The organism is Shimwellia blattae DSM 4481 = NBRC 105725 (genome assembly GCF_000262305.1).
In the GTDB taxonomy this organism is placed as follows: Bacteria; Pseudomonadota; Gammaproteobacteria; order Enterobacterales; family Enterobacteriaceae; genus Shimwellia; species Shimwellia blattae.
This window is the reverse complement of the sequence record NC_017910.1, coordinates 1,239,217-1,258,076: the sequence shown is the minus strand read 5'-3', so window position 1 is coordinate 1,258,076 and position 18,860 is coordinate 1,239,217. Positions and strand designations below refer to the sequence as shown.

The 18,860-nt window shown below is 54.8% G+C and carries 16 protein-coding genes and 1 tRNA gene; 7 read left to right on the top strand and 10 right to left on the bottom strand.

Translation table 11 applies throughout. The features are described from left to right. Positions 1 to 41: 41 nt before the first annotated feature. Positions 42 to 974, bottom strand: a complete 933-nt coding sequence (prmB, locus tag EBL_RS05830) for a 50S ribosomal protein L3 N(5)-glutamine methyltransferase (protein WP_002439683.1) — start codon at positions 972 to 974, stop codon at positions 42 to 44. A 160-nt stretch (positions 975 to 1,134) separates the two neighbouring features. Between prmB and smrB the strand changes: the two genes are divergently transcribed. Further along, a complete protein-coding gene (gene smrB, locus EBL_RS05825; RefSeq protein WP_002439682.1) occupies positions 1,135 to 1,686 on the top strand; it encodes an endonuclease SmrB in 552 nt (183 codons plus the stop codon). A 79-nt stretch (positions 1,687 to 1,765) separates the two neighbouring features. Here the strand turns inward: smrB and sixA are convergent, their stop codons facing one another. The 3 genes from sixA to fadI all read right to left on the bottom strand — a co-directional run bounded on the left by sixA (position 1,766) and on the right by fadI (position 5,922). Beyond that, on the bottom strand, positions 1,766 to 2,251 hold the full coding sequence (gene sixA, locus EBL_RS05820) for a phosphohistidine phosphatase SixA (RefSeq protein WP_002439681.1): 486 nt from the start codon (positions 2,249 to 2,251) through the stop codon (positions 1,766 to 1,768). Between the two features lie 201 nt (positions 2,252 to 2,452). After that, positions 2,453 to 4,612 (bottom strand): fatty acid oxidation complex subunit alpha FadJ, encoded by a 2,160-nt coding sequence (fadJ, locus tag EBL_RS05815; RefSeq protein ID WP_002439679.1) that lies wholly within the window; start codon positions 4,610 to 4,612, stop codon positions 2,453 to 2,455. Then, positions 4,612 to 5,922, bottom strand: coding sequence for an acetyl-CoA C-acyltransferase FadI (gene fadI / locus EBL_RS05810; RefSeq protein WP_002439677.1), 1,311 nt, complete (start codon positions 5,920 to 5,922; stop codon positions 4,612 to 4,614). Before fadI ends, fadJ begins: the two co-directional genes overlap by 1 nt. A 499-nt stretch (positions 5,923 to 6,421) precedes the next feature. On the opposite strand from fadI, the gene fadL reads away from it, so the two are divergent. Further along, positions 6,422 to 7,750 (top strand): long-chain fatty acid transporter FadL, encoded by a 1,329-nt coding sequence (fadL, locus tag EBL_RS05805; RefSeq protein WP_002439675.1) that lies wholly within the window; start codon positions 6,422 to 6,424, stop codon positions 7,748 to 7,750. Positions 7,751 to 7,808: 58 nt separating this feature from the next. Here the strand turns inward: fadL and mlaA are convergent, their stop codons facing one another. Beyond that, entirely contained in the window at positions 7,809 to 8,567 is a 759-nt protein-coding gene (gene mlaA, locus EBL_RS05800) for a phospholipid-binding lipoprotein MlaA (protein ID WP_002439672.1), read from the bottom strand. A gap of 468 nt (positions 8,568 to 9,035) precedes the next feature. Between mlaA and EBL_RS05795 the strand changes: the two genes are divergently transcribed. The 5 genes from EBL_RS05795 to antC all read left to right on the top strand — a co-directional run bounded on the left by EBL_RS05795 (position 9,036) and on the right by antC (position 13,552). Then, positions 9,036 to 9,110, top strand: a tRNA-Arg gene (locus EBL_RS05795). Between the two features lie 384 nt (positions 9,111 to 9,494). Further along, positions 9,495 to 10,484 carry an AraC family transcriptional regulator gene (locus tag EBL_RS05790; RefSeq protein WP_002439670.1) on the top strand — a complete coding sequence of 330 codons (990 nt, stop codon included), beginning with the start codon at positions 9,495 to 9,497 and terminating at the stop codon, positions 10,482 to 10,484. Between the two features lie 145 nt (positions 10,485 to 10,629). Then, a complete protein-coding gene (gene antA, locus EBL_RS05785; RefSeq protein WP_014715921.1) occupies positions 10,630 to 12,039 on the top strand; it encodes an anthranilate 1,2-dioxygenase large subunit in 1,410 nt (469 codons plus the stop codon). Continuing rightward, positions 12,039 to 12,530: an anthranilate 1,2-dioxygenase small subunit gene (gene antB, locus EBL_RS05780; RefSeq protein WP_002439666.1), complete on the top strand. Its 492-nt coding sequence runs from the start codon at positions 12,039 to 12,041 to the stop codon at positions 12,528 to 12,530. The genes antA and antB overlap by 1 nt, the downstream gene beginning before the upstream one ends. 11 nt (positions 12,531 to 12,541) lie before the next feature. Then, the gene (antC, locus tag EBL_RS05775) at positions 12,542 to 13,552 is read left to right on the top strand and encodes an anthranilate 1,2-dioxygenase electron transfer component AntC (protein WP_002439664.1); all 1,011 of its coding nucleotides are present in this window, start codon (positions 12,542 to 12,544) and stop codon (positions 13,550 to 13,552) included. A gap of 117 nt (positions 13,553 to 13,669) precedes the next feature. On the opposite strand, the gene EBL_RS05770 is transcribed toward antC, so the two are convergent. The 5 genes from EBL_RS05770 to EBL_RS05750 form a co-directional block, all read right to left on the bottom strand. Then, positions 13,670 to 15,070: a VasL domain-containing protein gene (locus tag EBL_RS05770; RefSeq protein ID WP_002439663.1), complete on the bottom strand. Its 1,401-nt coding sequence runs from the start codon at positions 15,068 to 15,070 to the stop codon at positions 13,670 to 13,672. Between the two features lie 429 nt (positions 15,071 to 15,499). After that, complete coding sequence (locus EBL_RS05765) at positions 15,500 to 15,970, bottom strand: hypothetical protein (protein WP_002439661.1); 471 nt, start codon at positions 15,968 to 15,970, stop codon at positions 15,500 to 15,502. Positions 15,971 to 15,983: 13 nt separating this feature from the next. Continuing rightward, positions 15,984 to 16,433, bottom strand: a complete 450-nt coding sequence (gene tssE / locus EBL_RS05760) for a type VI secretion system baseplate subunit TssE (RefSeq protein WP_002439660.1) — start codon at positions 16,431 to 16,433, stop codon at positions 15,984 to 15,986. Between the two features lie 2 nt (positions 16,434 to 16,435). Next, positions 16,436 to 17,578 (bottom strand): Imm72 family immunity protein, encoded by a 1,143-nt coding sequence (locus EBL_RS05755; protein ID WP_014715920.1) that lies wholly within the window; start codon positions 17,576 to 17,578, stop codon positions 16,436 to 16,438. 112 nt (positions 17,579 to 17,690) lie between these two features. After that, the gene (locus EBL_RS05750) at positions 17,691 to 18,833 is read right to left on the bottom strand and encodes an Imm72 family immunity protein (RefSeq protein WP_014715919.1); all 1,143 of its coding nucleotides are present in this window, start codon (positions 18,831 to 18,833) and stop codon (positions 17,691 to 17,693) included. Positions 18,834 to 18,860: the final 27 nt, after the last annotated feature.

The window sequence follows — 18,860 nt, the reverse complement described above, 5'->3', positions numbered from 1 at the left end:
CCGAAAGGCGGGCACCCGGGGTGCCCGCACGATAATGGCGTTTAGTCCCGGTAAATACTGAAATGGCTGCGGGCGTCCAGTAGCTGTTGTCTGGTCAGCATAAAGACCCCGTCACCGCCGTTGTCAAACTCAAGCCAGGTGAATGGCACATCCGGGTATTGCTCCATCAGATGTACCATGCTGTTGCCCACTTCACAAATTAACACGCCGTTTTCAGTGAGGTAGTCTGGTGCACAGGCCAGAATGCGGCGGGTCAGTTTTAAGCCGTCTGTGCCGGAGGCCAGGCCCAGCTCCGGTTCGCATTTATATTCGTCCGGCAGATCGTCCATATCTTCCGCATCCACATAGGGCGGATTGGTGACGATCAGATCGTATTGCACCTGCGGCAGCTCGCGGAACAGATCAGAGCGGATCGGCGTCACGTTATGCTCCATGCCGTGTTCGGCAATGTTCTGCTCAGCCACGGCCAGGGCGTCCGTGGAAATATCTACCGCGTCCACTTCTGCCTCCGGGAAGGCATAAGCACAGGCGATGGCAATACAGCCGCTGCCGGTGCACATATCCAGGATCAGCTGCGGATCGTTATCCACCAGCCCCCGGAAGCGGTTATTGATGAGTTCGCCAATGGGCGAGCGCGGCACCAGTACCCGCTCATCAACATAAAATTCATGGCCGCAGAACCAGGCTTTGTTGGTCAGGTAGGCGACCGGGATGCGCTCGTTGATCCGGCGGATCACCCGCTCCACAATGCGGTGGCGCTCGCTGGAGGTCAGGCGGCAGTTACGCATATCTTCCGGGATATCCAGCGGCAGGTAGAGGCTTGGCAGCACCAGCTGGACGGCTTCATCCCAGGGGTTATCGGTCCCGTGGCCGTACCAGATGCCGGCCGCGCTAAAACGGCTTACTGCCCAGCGCAGCATGTCCTGAATGGTGTGCAGTTCACTGACTGCCTCATCAACGAAAATTTTATCCACTGTGCCCTCCGCAGGCGGTGCGTGCTGATTAAACCGCGCTAGTTTGCCATGAACAGGCCGACAAATCAGCAGACAACCTGCAATCCGCAGGCGGGTTTTATTTAGCACCGGCGCGCAAACTGAGTAAAATAACCGGCGAGCGACAGGAACTGAGAGCGATATGAAAAACAAACCCACCCTAACCCGTGACGATCAGACACTATTTCGCGACTTAATGCGCGGCACCCGGGAGCTGAAACAGGACACTATCGTCCACCGCCCGCCACGTAAAAAACTGAGCGAAGTGCCGGAAAAACGCCTGATTCAGGAGCAGGTGGACAACAGCCACTACTTTTCTGATGAGTTTCAGCCGTTGCTTTCCAGCGACGGCCCCGCCCGCTACGTGCGGGAAGGCGTGAGCCACTTTGAGCTGAAAAAACTGCGCCGCGGGGACTACTCGCCGGAGCTGTTTCTCGATCTGCACGGGCTCACCCAGCTACAGGCAAAGCAGGAGCTGGGGGCGCTGATTGCCGCCTGCCGCCGGGAGCACCTGTTCTGCGCCTGCGTGATGCACGGCCACGGCAAGCATATCCTCAAACAACAAACCCCGTTGTGGCTGGCCCAGCACCCGCATGTGATGGCGTTTCACCAGGCCCCGAAAGAGTACGGCGGCGATGCGGCACTGCTGGTGCTGATTGAATCCGAAGAGTGGCAGCCGCCAGAGCTGCCTTAAGTTTCAGGCGGAATAAAAATACGAAGGGCCACGCTATGTGGCCCTTAAACAGAGATAAACGGCGGCACCCGGGCCGCTATCAGATAGCTTTAGCAACCTTCAGGTTGCAGGGGTTCATTTGCCAGTCCAGGAGACCGTTGCCCTCAGCGTCCAGGGTGACGCAGGCCACAGACGATGTGCAGAACATCGGCGGTGCCTCCTGAGGACATAACTCTGAGACCAGATACCCCACCAGCGGCAGGTGAGACACCACCAGCACACTGTTAATACCTTTACTGGCAAGGGCATTAATATAGTCCCCGACCAGCCCCACATCGCCACATGGGGTTAATTGCGCAAGCACTTCCGTTTGCACCGGCAGCGTAAGTGTTTCCCCGAGGATTTCCAGCGTTTGTTCTGCGCGCAGAAAAGGGCTTACCAGAACGCTGTCGATTTTAACCTGCTGGCTCTTTAGCCAGGTTGCCATCAGACGGGTTTCGTCACAACCGGTTACGGTAAGAGGACGAACCGAATCACTGGCGGCATCGAGAGCCGCGTCGCCGTGACGCATGATAAAAACTTGCATATTGCACCGCTTTTGTTAACCAGAAACGCCTTTGGGGCTATGCCACTCTGCCTGTCGACAGGGTATAAAGCTGCCCGCAGGCGGCCTGGCATTGTGCCTTATCCTTACGACGAATGGAACGCTGTGTTTTAACTCATCGCTGCAAGTATAGTCAATAGCTGCTTACGAATTAATCAAAAACAGCGTTTCCCGCTCAGTCTATCACGCTACCCTGACAACTTCATGTGGACCACGCGTCTCCCGTTGGCAGAAAGAGCGATTATGCGCGGCCATCTCCAGCAGCAGCGCACAGGGCGCAAAACGCTCCCCGTAGCGGGCGCGTAATTGCTCAAGCTGGGCCACGATACTGGCGATCCCGGTGGTATCCATATAACGGAACGGCCCCCCGAGGAAAGGCGGAAAACCGATACCAAATACCGCGCCAATATCCCCGTCGCGCACGCTGCCCACCACCGACTCATCCAGACAGCGGGCCGCCTCGTTGAGCATCATCAAAGTACAGCGCCGGGCAATCAGCTCTGCGGACTGATCTTCGCGGGGATCCACATGCAGCAGGCGGTAAATGGCCGGATCGGCTTTTTTGCCGCCTTTTTGTTTGCCCGCCGGGTAGAGATAGAACCCGCGCCGGTTTTTGCGCCCTTTACGGTCGTCATTGAGAATGGCCTCGACCCCCGCAGGCGCACAGAAGCGCTCCCCGTATGCCTGTTCAAGAATGGGGATAATTTTGGTGCCCACATCAATCCCCACTTCATCCAGCAGCTGGATGGGCCCCACCGGGAAGCCAAACGCCACCAGCGCCCTGTCGATATGCTCAATGGGCTCGCCCTCAGCCAGGCACTGCAGCCCCTCGTTAATATAGGGGGCCAGGATCCGGTTAACGTAGAACCCGGCGCAGTCTCTGACTACGATAGGGGTTTTCCCCTGGCGCTTCGCCAGTTTTACCGTGGTGGAAATCGTTTCCGCGCTGGTGGTTGCGTGGGGGATAACCTCCACCAGCGGCATTTTATCCACCGGGCTGAAGTAATGCAGGCCAATGACCCGCTCCGGGTGCTGTGCCCGGGCAGCAATGTGGTGAATGGGCAGTGAAGAGGTATTGGATGCAAAAATTGCCCCGCAGCGGGTCATGGCTTCCACTTCGGCCACCATTTTTTGCTTCAGCGCCAGATCTTCAAACACCGCTTCGATAATCACCTCCCGGTCGGCAAACCCCTGATAATCCAGGCTGCCGGAAATCAGCGCCATCTGACTGCCGCGCCGGGCCGCCGTGAGCTGGCGGCGCTGCACTTTTTTGCTCAGCAGCGCCCAGCTGTAGCGCAGGGCGTTGTTGATCCCCTCCGGGGAGATGTCTTTAATGCGTACCGGAATGTTGCCTTTAACCGCGGTGACATAGGCTATTCCGCCGCCCATCAGGCCACCGCCGAGGATCCCCACCTGCTGAACATCACGGGCAGTGGCCGGGCTTGCCGGATCTTTTTTCAGATCGTTACTGGCAAAGAAGATGCTGCGTAATGCCGCAGATTCCCGGGTCATGACCAGCTCGCCAAAGGCGCGGGCCTCTGCCTGGTATCCGCTGTCGCCCCCCTGCTCCAGCCCTGTTCTTACCGCATCAATAATGCGTTCCGTGGCCGGGTAATGGCCGTGGGTCTGCTGGTGCGTTTTGCGGGTAACGGCGCGAAACAGCAGCTGCCTGACCAGCGGTGCGGCCAGCAGACGCTCGCGCAGGGGTAACGGGGCGCGGGGTTTGCGGGCGCTTTTGACCTGGGCCAGTGCGGCCTCCAGCAAAATGGCCTGCGGTACGACCTCATCCACCAGCCCCAGTTTCAGGGCCTGGCGGGGGCGCAGCATCATGCCGGAGAGGATAATCTCCAGCGCCCGGCTGGCCCCCACCAGGCGCGGCAGGCGCTGGGTACCCCCGGAGCCGGGCAGCAGCCCCAGTTTGACCTCCGGCAGGCCGAGCAGGGTCTTGTCATCACTGGTGCAGACCCGGCGATGGCAGGCCAGTGCCAGCTCCAGCCCTCCGCCCAGGCAGGCCCCGTGAATGGCGGCCACCACGGGCACCGGCAGCCCGGCGATTTCCGCCATCAGCTGTTGCCCCTCCCGGGCCAGGCTTTCCGCCTGCTGCGCCGTCCGGCAGCCGGCTATCATGTTGATATCGGCACCGGCGATAAAGTTATCCGGCTTGGCAGAAATAAAAATCACCCCGGCCAGATCGCGTGTTGCCCGCAGGGTGGTGAGGATATCCTGCACTTCCCGGCTGCGGGAAACCTGCAGCGTGTTCATCTTCTCCCCGGGGACATCAATCGTGATAACCGCAATCCTGTCCTCACGCAGGGCCAGGGTGTATGCGCAAACTTTTTCCATTATTCCGCCTCCAGAACCATTGCTGCTCCAAGGCCCCCGGCCGCACAGGCGGTGACCAGTCCCAGACCGCCGCCGCGGCGCTTCAGCTCGTTCAGCGTCTGGGTGATCATCCTGGCGCCAGTGGCGGCGAAGGGGTGCCCGTAAGCAATTGAACCGCCCAGCACATTAAAGCGGGCCTCGTCCACCTCGCCGGTGGCCTGGCTGCGCCCCAGCACATCCCGGGCAAAGCGGTTGCTGGAAAGCATTTTCAGATTCGCCAGGGTCTGGGCGGCAAACGCTTCATGCATGTCAAACAGGGTCAGATCCGCAAGGGTGATCCCGGCCCGATCCAGCGCCAGGGGGGTTGCCCAGGCGGGCCCCAGTAACATGTCCTGCCATACATCGATAGCGGTAAAAGCGTAACTGCGCAGAAAGCCCAGCGGTACCAGCCCCAGCGCCTTTGCCCGGGATTCGGTCATCATCAGCAGGGCGGCGGCCCCGTCGGTCAGCGGGGTGCTGTTGGCCGCTGTCACCGAGCCGTGCTGCCGGTCAAAGGCCGGGCGTAGCCGGGCGTAGTCCGCCAGGCTGCTGGTGCCGCGAATGTTGTTATCCTGTGTGAAGACCTCCCGGTAAGGCGGGATCCAGGTGTTCATCACTTCACCGGCCAGTTTGCCCTCCTCCCAGGCCCGGGCCGCCAGCTGGTGGGAGCGGTGGGCCAGGGCATCCTGCTGCTCACGGGTGATGGCGTGGCTTTTGGCCATCTGTTCTGCGGTATCCCCCATGCGCAGCCCGGTGGAATACTCAGCAACGGCAGGCGGAACCGGCAGCAGATCCCGGGGCCGCAGGCGGGAAAAGAGCTTCAGCCTGGCCCCGAGACTGCGGGATTTGCTGGCATCCAGCAGGGTCCGGCTCAGGGTTTTGCTCACCCCAATGGGCAGTACCGATGACGAATCCGCCCCGCCGGCCACACCGACCTGTATGGTCCCTGCCATCAGGCTTTCTGCCACGTTTGCCACGGCCTGAAAACTGGTGGCGCATGCCCGGCTGACGCTGTAGGCATCTGTGTGGACGTTCATGCCGGTGCCCAGCACAATTTCCCGGGCAATGTTCGGGGCTTCCGGCATCTGGACCACCTGGCCGAACACCACCTGATCCACGGTTTCGGGCGGAACGGCGCTGCGCACCAGCAACTCCCCGACCACCATTTTGCCAAGCTCAACGGCGGGTATCCCGTGGAAGGCCGTGGCCTGACGGGCAAATGGCGTTCGCAATCCGTGGACAATCGCAATTCTCTCCCCCTGACGCGTTGTCAGCGGTAATGGCTGATGCATAGTGATCCCCTCGTTTTCAGCCCGGTAGTGGTCTGACCTGATAAGTAATTTAACGATATTTTTACATTCAGCAAGCACCTGCGCTGAAAATGCGACCACTGGCACGCTTTCAAGTGACGGAAAAAAACCACCGGACAGCGGCAGGCCAGGCCACCATGTAAGGGGAAAAATGATTTCTGGTGATTTAACCGGCAGTCGCACCCGGAGCGTGATTGTTACACCCCGGCCAGCCAGTGAAGCCGGTCACAGTTTAAAATTGATAAAAAACAAACTGCTCGGCTTTTTTTACGTGACATCTGCTGCGAATTTGCCAGACAGATCTCGTTTCTAATATCAATTATGTAAAAACAAAGAAACAAACTTGCAACATATCATCTGGTCAGACCTATACTCACGCCACTGGTCTGATTTCTTGCGGTAAACCCAGACCCTACACTTCGCGCTCGCTGTTACGGTGTGTAACATTGTTTGAATAAAAATAAATGATGAGGTTTTGGTCATGAACCAGAAAACCCGGTTAACCCGTTCAACTCTTGCTATTGCAGTGGCATGTATCTCTACCCCGGTGTGGTCTGCTGGTTTTCAGCTCAATGAGTTCTCCTCGTCTGGCCTTGGCCGGGCCTACTCCGGAGAGGGTGCAATCGCCGACGACGCAGGTAACGTCAGCCGTAACCCGGCACTTATCATGATGTTTGATCGCCCGCAGCTGTCGGTCGGTGGCGTCTTTATCGATCCCAGCGTGGATATCAGCGGCCAGTCCCCCACCGGGAAAAGCCTGGACGCCAAAAATATCGCCCCCACCGCCTGGGTGCCTAACCTCCACTTTGTGATGCCCATTAACGACCAGTTCGGGATTGGCGCATCTGTGACATCTAACTTTGGTCTGGCGACCGAGTTCAACGACAACTATGCCGCAGGCTCCATGGGTGGCAAGACCGATCTGGAAACCGCCAACCTGAACCTGAGCGGCGCTTACCGGTTAACGGAACATTTTACTTTTGGTGTGGGTTTTGACGCGGTCTACGCCCGGGCGAAGATCGAGCGCTACGCCGGAGATGCCGGCCAGATTGCCGCCTCCCAGCTCAAAAAACAGGGCCAGAACCAGCTGGCGCAGCTGGCCGCCGGGATCCCCGCAGATACGCAAATTGCCAAACTGAAAGGGAATGAGTGGGGCTTTGGCTGGAACGCCGGGATCCTGTATGAGCTCGACAAAAACAACCGCTATGCCTTTACCTACCGCTCAGAAGTGAAAATTGACTTCAGCGGCGATTATAAAAGTAACCTGCCTTCTGCCTACAACTCCGTGCTGGGCAAGATGGGCTTCCCGATGGGTACCGATGGCCGCACCATTGGCGGTTACCTGGGGCTGAACCTGCCAGAAATGTGGGAAGTTTCAGGGTATAACCGGGTCGCGCCACAGTGGGCGGTGCACTACAGCCTGGCCTACACCAGCTGGAGCCAGTTCCAGCAGCTGAAGGCCAAAAACAGCGCCAGCCAGACCCTGTTCTATAAAGATGAGAGCTTCAAAGACTCTTACCGTATTGCGCTGGGGACCACCTATTATATGGACGATAACTGGACCTTCCGTACCGGTATCGCCTTTGATGACAGCCCGGTTCCGGCAGAGCACAGCTCCATCTCCATACCGGATCAGGACCGCCTGTGGCTGAGTGCCGGTGCAACCTATGCCTTTAACCAGGATGCTTCTGTGGATGTGGGCGCCTCTTATATGCACGGCCAGCACGTGACCATTAAAGAAGGGCCTTACGAGTTTAAATCTAACGGTAAAGCGTGGCTGTACGGCGCGAACTTTAACTACCGCTTCTGATAACGGCGTTCAGATAAAAAAAGGGTGAGACCGCGGTCCCACCCTTTTTTATTGCGCGTTATTCAGAATCGATATCTTTCAGATCACCCTGAATGGCTTTGGCGTTCGGGTTTTCCTGGGCTTTGAGTTTACCGCCGCTGGCGATAAAGTCGTTATGCTGGAAGTATGCTTCGCGCACCAGGATATAAGGATCTGAAGACTGGCGCAGCATCCCGTCGGAATCCAGCAACTGGGCGCGGGTTTCTATCCCCTCCAGTGACCATTTGGCTATCGACATCGGCCAGGTCAGCCAGCTCAGCACCGGATACAGGGTATCCGCATAGTCGCCGCCGTCCTGACGCAGGGTAAAGCTGCCGTATACCGGCAGTTGCAGATACGGGCCATAACCGACACCGTAATGCCCTAACGTGCTGCCGAAACGGTGCGGCTCTTCACGACGCAGTTCCGGGTTCGCCATCCCGGCCACATCGATTAAGCCCCCCAACCCGAGAATGGTATTCAGGAAGAAGCGGGTGAAGTGCACCATACCTTTATAGGGATCGCCGCGCAGGATGTAGTTGACCATCGAGGCTGGCTCTTCCAGGTTGCTGGTAAAGTTGCTGATCCCGGTACGGGCAGGCTGCGGCATATAGTCACGCCAGCCCACAGCTACCGGGCGCAGGATATAGGGATCCAGCACATTGTAGTTAAAGTTATACATTGTGCGGTTGAAGCCCTCGAATGGATCCGAACGCCCCTGTGTGTCTTCGTTGGCCGAACTGGCACATCCCACCAGAAGCGTGGTTGCCAGGGCCAGCCCGGTCAGGCGAAATTTCATAGCTTTCTCCCTGTAAATAGTCATTGCCGCGAGCAGGCGCCGCCGCAACCTCATGGGGCGCGGGGTGATCCGTTAATACAATACCGGCGCTGCCTTCCGGCCAGCCTTACGACCTGATGATTTGTGAGGCTCTCTGGGATTATAGCCGGGCAGGCAATGTTACGCTGCATTAATCGATACGGATATTCCGGGCTCTTCGCCACATCATAAATGCCTGCGGACAGGATGCTACAGACCAGCCCTTCGGGGCCGGGGCTATAACCAGATGAGAACTTATATGACCAGATCTGCCGTTTCGCTTGCGCCCTAGTGTAATCATTCCGGTGCAGGGCGGCATCGCAGTTATTGCGGTATGTTGCTTTTAGCGGCGTTGAATGGTGAAAAAGCGAACGATTCTGGTGAGTTAATCGCCAGTCAGCGACTGTCGCTCTTAACCTTACGAACGAAACAGGGTACTATGCCCGGGCTGTCCTCTTAGTTAAATGGATATAACGAGCCCCTCCTAAGGGCTAGTTGCAGGTTCGATTCCTGCAGGGGACACCACTCTCGCCTCTTCTGACGTCTACCGAATTTCATAAAACCCACAAAAATCGATAACCAGCCATTCATTGAGGCTATTCTGAGTCAACCGAAGTCAACTCAGACAACCCAAAATCGACACCGCGAAACCGAAAGATACGATATTTAAACTTACTGATAGCGGTGGCCTCTACCTGCAAGTAAACCCCAATGGCTCCGGCTGAATTTATCCGAAGTCTCCGGAAAGACGAAGATCTCTGAAGAACTTAGACCTGCCTTAAAATTACAGAAGATATCTGCCGCAAGAACTTGTTCCGCCAGCGTGGTAATGTCAGGCTGCATCCTGGATTCTGATAATAAAAATAAGACGTCTTTTTATTACATCTGGTTGGTCCGGAGGAGTGAACAATGCATGTAATCCCTGTCCCCCATAAGGTCTATCGCAATTACAGTGTTAACCGCAAAGACGCTCACTCATGGATGGAGGGGATATGCGGGCCCCACTGCCTCAATATTCCGGGAAAAGGCAATCTGGACTTCCGCTATGAAGGCCACCGGTTGAATCTCCTCTCTATTGGCGTGATTGGTTATGGTACAGATGCCTCTATCGGTATTGAGCAACACCAGGCACTGCGCTGTTTCAGCCTTAGTTTACCGGTGGAAGGCCAGCAGATGCTGCTCAAAAACGGTGTTGAGGTTGTATCTGATCATCAGCTGGGCGTCATTATTAATCCGCATGAAAACCAGACACTGGATATTGAAGGGCGCTGCCGTAAAATCCAGATTTCTATTCCCAGCCATCTGGTATCGGCCGTACTGGAAAATCTGCTCGGCACGCCGCTCTCTGTACCGTTAATATTTACATCGGCCATGAACCTGAATGACCGGAAAACCCACTCCTGGTGGAGGCTGACACAAAACCTGCTTAATGAAATGGAGTGTGCAGGATCACTATTTGATCTGGGACTTATCCAGCGTGATTATGAAAATATCCTGATAAAATCCCTGCTGATGACCCAGCAGCATAATTATTCCTCTGCCCTGGCTGAAGCACTGGCCCGCACGCCTCCCCATTACGTTCTGCTGGCCTGTAAGTTTATTGAGCACCATGCCCGGCAGGATATTTGCCTGGCGGATATTGTGCTCGCCTCGGGCGTGCATAAATTAAAGTTATTTGAAGGGTTTAAACGCCATCTGAATATCTCACCAGTGGCTTATTTACGTCAGTACCGGATGATGCGGATCCGGGAGGAGATCATAAACGATGGCTGCCGGAAAAATATTTCCGAAATCGCCATGTGCTGGGGCATGACCCATCTGAGCCGTTTCTCCGGGGAGTACAAAACCCTGTTTGGTGAAAGCCCACGTAAAACCGCCGAACGTGTTAAATCGCGTTAGCCCGGAACCCAACGGCCATCACATAATGGCCCGCGCGTTTCACTGCGCAAACAAAATGGATAAATTCTGCTGATTTACCGGATAGCGCTTCTCCGCCCCCCCGTATTGAATGATGGCTCGCCTGTACAACAACGAGATCATTCAAATGACGTATACACTATCCGAAATAAATGACTGGAAAGCCTATATCAGCGGCTGTCTGGATATTCGCCCGGACGAAGGTATCTATCGCGTCGCCCGCGACATTTTCACCAACGAAGCGTTATTCGATCTGGAAATGGCGCTCATCTTTGAAAAACAGTGGATCTACGCCTGCCATGAAAGCGAGATCCCCAACAACCATGATTTTATGACCCTGCGGGCAGGTCGCCAGCCCATTATTGTGACCCGCGACGGTCAGGGAGAACTGCACGCCCTGATCAATGCCTGCCAGCATCGCGGCACCACCCTGACACGCATGATGAAGGGCAACCAGTCCACATTTACCTGTCCGTTCCACGCCTGGTGCTACAAAAGTGACGGGCGGCTGGTAAAGGTCAAAGCGCCGGGGGAGTATCCGGAAAATTTTGACAAAGCCACCCGCAGCCTTAAAAAAGCGCGGATTGCCAGCTATAACGGCTTCGTTTTTATCAATCTCAACACCCGGGGCAGCGACACGCTGGAAGAGTTTCTTGGCGATGCGCGTATCTTCTTTGACATGATGGTCGCGCAGTCAGAGAGCGGCGAGCTGGAAGTCTTACCAGGGCGCTCCGCCTATACCTATGAAGGCAACTGGAAACTGCAGAATGAAAATGGTCTCGACGGTTATCATGTTTCCACGGTCCACTACAACTACGTAACCACCGTACAGCACCGCCAGCAGGTTAATCAGCAACATAACCCTCAGGCCAGCCAGACGCTCGACTACAGTAAACTGGGTGCCGGTGATGCAGATACGGACGATGGCTGGTTTGCGTTCCACAACGGCCACAGCGTCCTGTTCAGCGATATGCCCAACCCTGCCGTGCGCCCCGGTTACGCGCATATTATGCCGCGCCTGATCAAAGAACACGGGCAGCCACGCGCCGAATGGATGATGCACCGCCTGCGCAATCTCAATATCTACCCCAGTATGTTTTTCCTCGACCAGATAAGCTCCCAGCTGCGTATTATCCGCCCGCTGGCGTGGAATAAAACCGAGATCCACAGCTTCTGTATCGGCGTGAAGGGGGAATCAGCCGCCGATCGGGAAAGCCGCATTCGCCAGTTTGAGGACTTTTTCAACGTTTCCGGAATGGGCACGCCAGACGATCTGGTGGAGTTCCGCGAGGCGCAGCGGGGCTTTCAGGCCCGTCTTGAACGCTGGAATGATATCTCCCGCGGCTGCGACCGCTGGGAGCGCGGCCCGACACAAAACACCACAACCCTGGACATAACCCCGGCCATGACCGGCACCGAATTTACCCATGAGGGCTTATATGTGAACCAGCACGGGTACTGGCAAAAATTCTTAATGGCGGGCCTTGAGGCAATGGCTGAAGAGATGAACCCCTTTAATATTCGCGAGGCCCAGTAATGAACGCCGAACTCCAGTACCAGATTGAACAATTTCTTTATGAAAAATCAGCGCTTTGTGATGCAAAAGCGTGGGATGACTACCTGGCGCTTTTCACGGAGGACTGCGAGTTTCATCTTCCCCAGTGGGATTCTGAGCATGAATACACGCAGGATCCGCGCAAAGGGTTATCCCTGATTTATTACGCGAACCGCACAGGGCTTGAAGACCGGGTTTTCCGCCTGCGCACCGGGAAAGCGGCCTCCGCCGTACCGCTGCCGCGAACGGTCCATTTTATCAGCAACGTGCGCATCTCCCCGCAGGCAGATGGCGCCCTGAGTGTCAAAGCAAACTGGAAAACGTCCTATTACCGGCACAGCACCAGTGAAGACTTTTACGGTTATGCCACCTATACGCTGGTGCCACACCAGCAAAGCTGGCGTATCGCCCGCAAGCACGTTGTGCTGCTGAATGACACGATTAACTCCGTGCTTGATTTCTACCATCTCTGAGGGGGTATCTTATGACTTTCAAAGCCGCCTTCTCTTTTGCTGACGGTAAAACCCTTTTCTGCCCGGTCGGCGAGCAGGAGAGCGTCCTGGATGCCGCCCTGAAAAACGGTATCCGCCTTCCCTTCGATTGCCGGGAAGGCGTTTGTGCCACCTGTAAAGGCCAGTGCGAATCAGGGAAATATAGCCAGCAATATGTGGATGAAGACGCCTTAAACGCTGATGATCTGAGCAACGGCAAGGTACTCACCTGCCAGACCCACCTCCATTCAGACGCAACGTTTTCATTTAATTTTGATTCCAGCCTGTGTACCGGTGAGCAGGCATGTTACAGCGGCCTGGTGAGTGATATTCAGCACATATCCCCCACCACGGCGGTGCTGAAGATCGCAATGGATGACGCACACGGCGGCCCGGAATATTTACCCGGCCAGTATGCCCGGCTGACCGTGCCCGGCAGTGAATGCCAGCGGGCCTACTCCTTTTCAAACTGGCCCGCCGGGGGCAATATCGAGTTCCTGGTACGTATGCTGGCAGACGGCAAAATGAGCCAGTACCTGCGTGAAACATGCAAACCCGGGGACCGCATTACGCTGGATGCCCCTTACGGCACGTTTTACCTGCGTGATATCACGCGCCCGGTTGTCATGGCCGCAGGTGGAACGGGGCTTTCCGCCTTTCTGGCCATGCTGGATAGCATTGCTGCCCGGGGCACCACATTCCCGATCCACCTCTACTATGGCGTGCGCACGGCGGAGGATATCTGCGAACTGGAAAGGCTGATTGGTTACCAGTCCAGTATGAGTGCATTCAGTTTTGATATTGTGCTCAGCAACCCGGGGCCGGGCTGGGGGGGAAAAACGGGCTACATTACAGATCATCTCAGCCCGTCAGAAACCTGGCAAAACGGGGTTGATCTCTACGTGTGTGGCCCGCCAGGGATGGTCGACAGTATCAGCCACTGGCTGAGCCAGGCCAGCCTGCCCGCCACCCGGCTTTATTACGAAAAGTTCTTATCCAGTTAGTGTACACACCGCCCTGGCAATGCTGTACTGGCCAGGGCGGCCTGGTATCCGGTTAGTGGTTCAAAAAAACACAGCCCCAACACCAGCCATTCACCGTGGAGTATCCCCCAGTTGTTTTTACTGCCCTTCCCCCTGCGTACTCTTTTTCATCTGCCCCAGCGTATAAATCTGTGACCGGAGGTGTTGTTCAATATCCCTGCTGAGCCGCTGACGCTGAGGGGAATCGATCGGTAACTGGTTCATTTGCCGAAGCTGCTCTTCAAGCGGAATACTCTGCCCGAAAGCGGTCATCATGCTGAATACGGATGACTTAAGCTCACTGACCGTTATGTATTTCCCCTTCTGCACATCCAGCCTGTTCAGCTTGTCACTCAGTTGTTGCAGCGTCGTCATCCCCTGATGCCAGCCATTCAGATATTCGGGTGGTAATGTGGCGGCATTAAGCTGTTGTTGCCACTTCTGTATCAGGGGTTTTGCCTGCTCCGGCCACAGGATCTGCGCCTGATCCACTAGCTGTTGGCTCCGGGCAAGACGCCAGTCAGGGGGCAATTTATCCAGCCAGGCAAGCTGCTGCCCGGTTTGTGAGATAACCGTTTGTGGTAACAGGGAGTGCTGGCGCAGTGCCCCCAGTTGTGCTGGCGTGAGTGGTGCGGGTAACGGCGCCAGTGATGCGGCAAGCTGAACCTGTAGTGGATCAGGCTGGCGGAGATAGTGCCAGCCCCATACGGCAATGGTGCTTATCACCAGCATGGTAACCATTCCGGCGGCGAACGGTTTCCCTTTATTTACCGGCTTGCTTAATGGCGCGGGGGGGGCCGCCTGCACCTCCACGTCCGGCTGCCGTTCCGGCGGTGCAACAAACACCCACTTTACGGTGCTCTCCGGCGCGCGTTTCTCTTCCGCTGGTGCCCTGGCAGGCCCCGCCACGCTGTGCATGACGCTCGCTGGCAACACAATACCTGGCTGAATATCAGGCCCGGTGCTGGTTGCCGCATCGCTGTTCTCCAGCCGCACAGCACTGTTATGTATCAGGGTTCGCAGGGTATCGAGCTGGCTGAGGTGTTTGAGCTCCAGACGCTGTAATACCTCCCCCAGACGAGTAAGCCGTTGCTCTGCCCGGTACAGCTGGCCGAGATCGCCATAATGCAGTGGCAGCATACGCATCAGTTGCTGCAGGCGCTGGCTCAGACTGCTGAGAATCTCCATCCGGGCATGAACAGGCTGTGGCCAGAGCACGCCCCACTGATGGCTTATCAGTGCCTCCAGAATCTCCAGACCTTCATTAAGGCCGTACAGGCTGGCCAGTTGCGTACGGGCAAGTGCATACCAGGCGGCGGTCTGCAGCTCCACACCGTTTTGTTCAAACAGCGAGAGGCAGCGTTTTTCCACATATTGCCAGTTCACATCCGGGCGTGCCGGGTGTGCCAGCTTGCTCAGTTCATCGCGCAGGGCGGCATAATCCGGTAGCGTGCGCGGGTCGCCACCGGTTTTAATTTTACGTGAGGTAATGTCATTCATGACCGGTTGTCCATTTGACGTACAAGAAGTTATTAAGGGTTATCGTTTATGCGGCTTCGCTTTCTGTATATTCGAGACGCTGCAAATACCGTAGCGCTACCAGGTCAGTAATATATTCAAGCTGCCCGTAGTGACACTCAGCCTTATTGATAAGGCCGGAAAGCAGAGTTTTAACTTTCAATTTATACGCTGAATCCACAATACGTTGCAGAGCCCGGGAGGCTTTATTTCTGGCATGGTGAGATTTATTCCACGAGCGACATCAGATTGTGTCGTAAAAATAACTTCTGATACCAGAAGGGAGATTAATTTCCTCATTTCTACATCCGTGATTTATTTTGTACCTCTGTGCCCAGGCAGCAATTAACTATTTCGCCAGGTAAATATGCAATAACTAACAGGGAAAAAATATTACTTATTCCGGTTCCGCTATGGAAGGAGCGTCAATATCAAACTAAAAAACGTGCTCTCATCAAAACTCTGCCCGGGAGAGGATAAAGCACCTGATGGAGAAAAGGCCCAGTTGTTCACCGTTCCTGACCGCATAAATAACCGCCCCAGAGGCGTCACGACTCCGCCATTATGGCAGGCCGTCTCCACACACCCGGTCACACCCTGACCATACAGGAATGCTGGCACAAATTTTACAGACCGGTCGTCGATATGCAAAACGAGGGCGGCAATATCAAATACTCGCCCCTCAACCAGCAGGTCCGTAACGGATGTACTGAACGTCTCCACATTCAGCCCGGTGCCCACCAGCCACGTGTCCATCTGCTCCTGAAGTTGCGTCATTCGCAGGCGAAACTCTGTGATATCGGCCTGACTCTTACTGACCGATGAAGCCGGAGCAGGCTGCCTGTTCTGCAATCTTTCGAGAAACTGTGATTTTACTGACATGATGTTACCTGCTTTACAGACGGGTTGCTGTATCGAGATACTGATGCTGCTTAAGATGTCGGAGTAACACCCGCCCTTCGGGCATAAACTCAGTGCCATAGCGCACCAGACCAACACCGCTAAGTTCTGCATCAATGGCATAGCGCAACTCACCAGGAATTTCCTGATCAAGCAGTAGCACGTCAATAGACTTCAGGCGCGGCTCATACTTCAGCAGAACGGCAGACAGCGTCGACATCAGCTTATGTGCAGTACCAGGGAGCCCCTGCAGAATGGTGGTCATATCCGGCAGACCATAGTCCGGCAAATGTGCCAGAGTGCCGGCGCGGCTATTAAGGATCCGTTGCATATTATCCAGCACCGACAGGATGACCTGATTTTCTTCACTGATATGCTGAAGGTCGAGATCACCGGCAAAATTACCGTAAAGCATCTCGTATAAAGAAGGGCTATTTATCGGCATAGTCAGGGCCTCTCACCTGTAGCGCTTACAAACACGCTGCCGTCGTCGTCGCGATCCAGCAGACTCCAGTTTGCGGGTGTAAATCTCTCCGGACTGAGACTGCCGATTGTATAAACCCTCGCTTCTGGCATATTGTCTCCCTCACGAACATAAGCAAACTGCTGGTGCCCTCCGCTAAGCGTGGCCCATTGTCCGGAATGCGGGCACTGTTCACCACTCCGGCAGGTAATACGCTTACCCGGAGCATCATCCAGAAAATACTCTGACTCATCCGGGATAATACCGTCACAGTAGCGCGTATCTTCCCAGACCAGACGCCAGTGAACATCACGGTAACGAATGGGGTCATCAGTGATGAGCATTTCCTTATCGCTCTCCATCAATACATCATAATAAATCTGACGTGGGGCCTTCATTCCGCGAATAAAATAGTTGTACGCCCCGAGATTTTTAAACCCGCTGATACCGTCTTTAATCACCAGAAACTTATGGTTGTACAAAATATTTACCGGCTCCCAGATACCATCACAGGGTACCGGATCGTCAGTTTTTATAATAATGTCTCTGCGTTCAGGGACGGGGGGAAGATTTCCGGGGAAAACAGGGTATGCAAGCTGAGTCAAATTATAGTTATAATTTTTAGGATCAAGCAAATATTCTGCATCAAAGAAATTACAGACATTATCATGCGGCGGATAAATTAAATTATCGCCCCAAAACTCTGCGGCAATGCGCCACTTATTAATTTTTTCTATTTCCGGAGGATAAGGTTCTTCCTGACCACCACGTTCATTATGGCAGGGATAATAAAAATAAGTTCTGATTAAACTCACGGGCCGAAAAAGCTGATGAAAGGCTCCTGACTGACGTTGCCATACCTGCCGGTTGCCCGCCGCTAGTTCCGGCAACCCTTCATCATAGAGACGCAACGCTTCATATACCCTGATAATACTTTTCGGATGAAATCCCTTCGTTATCTCTTCCGGCCAGGTTTTCAGCGCATGTTCATATTTTTCAGTAAAGCATGCCCAGGCATCCCGTTTACGCTGCCACAGGGTGTAGCTGCTCAGCCGCTGTAACAGCCAGAACAGCCTGCGACGCACCTGCTCATCGCTCATCGGATATTTTGTTTTTTCGATACTCATCATTGTTCACCTCCTGTCGTTGTCTGGCGCTCCACACGGGCGGCGTTAATTATCGTTCTCTCCTTCACCTTGCTGCGCAGTTCATCTAATGAGGGCGAATTACGCAGTATGATCAATTCCCCTCATCAGGCGTCACAGCAAACACGCTGCCACCATCATCCCTGTCAATAAGACTCCACTCCGCCGGGATGCGTATTTCACGTATATACATATCATGCTGATATTTCGTGGCCTCTGGCATAATCACTCCTGCCTGAACATCAATAAACTGCTGGTGCCCTCCGCTAAGCGTGGCCCACTGTCCGGAATGCGGGCACTGTTCACCACTCCGGCAGGTAATACGCTTACCCGGAGCATCATCCAGAAAATACTCTGACTCATCCGGGATAATACCGTCACAGTAGCGCGTATCTTCCCAGACCAGACGCCAGTGAACATCACGGTAACGAATGGGGTCATCAGTGATGAGCATTTCCTTATCGCTCTCCATCAATACATCATAATAAATCTGACGTGGGGCCTTCATTCCGCGAATAAAATAGTTGTACGCCCCGAGATTTTTAAAGCCGCTGATACCGTCTTTAATCACCAGAAACTTATGGTTGTACAAAATATTTACCGGCTCCCAGATACCATCACAAGGTACCGGATCGTCGGTTTTTATAATAATGTCTCTGCGTTCAGGGACGGGGGGAAGATTTTTAGGAAATACCGGATAGGCCAACTGGGTTAAATTATAAATATAATTACTGGGTTTCAACAAAGTCGCCGCATCAAAAAAATTACAGACATTATTATGTGGCGGATACAACAGATTATCACCCCGGAATTCTGCCATGACCCGCCACTTATTAATTTTTTCTATTTCAGGGGGATAAGGTTCCCGTTGCCCGCCACGCTCGTCATGACAAGGCCAATAAAAGTACCTCTCAATTAAACTTACCGGCCGAAAAAGCTGATGAAAGACTCCTGACTGACGTTGCCATACCTGGCGGTTGCCCGCCGCCAGCTCCGGCAACCCTTCATCATAGAGACGCAACGCTTCATATGCCCTGATAATACTTTTCGGATGAAATCCCTTCGTTATCTCTTCCGGCCAGGTTTTCAGCGCATGTTCATATTGCTGAGTAAAGCATGCCCAGGCATCCCGTTTGCGCTGCCACAGGGTATAGCTGCTCAGCCGTTGTAACAGCCAGAACAGCCTGCGACGCACCTGCTCATCGCCCATCGGATATTTTGTTTTTTCGATACTCATCATTGTTCACCTCCTGTCGTTGTCTGG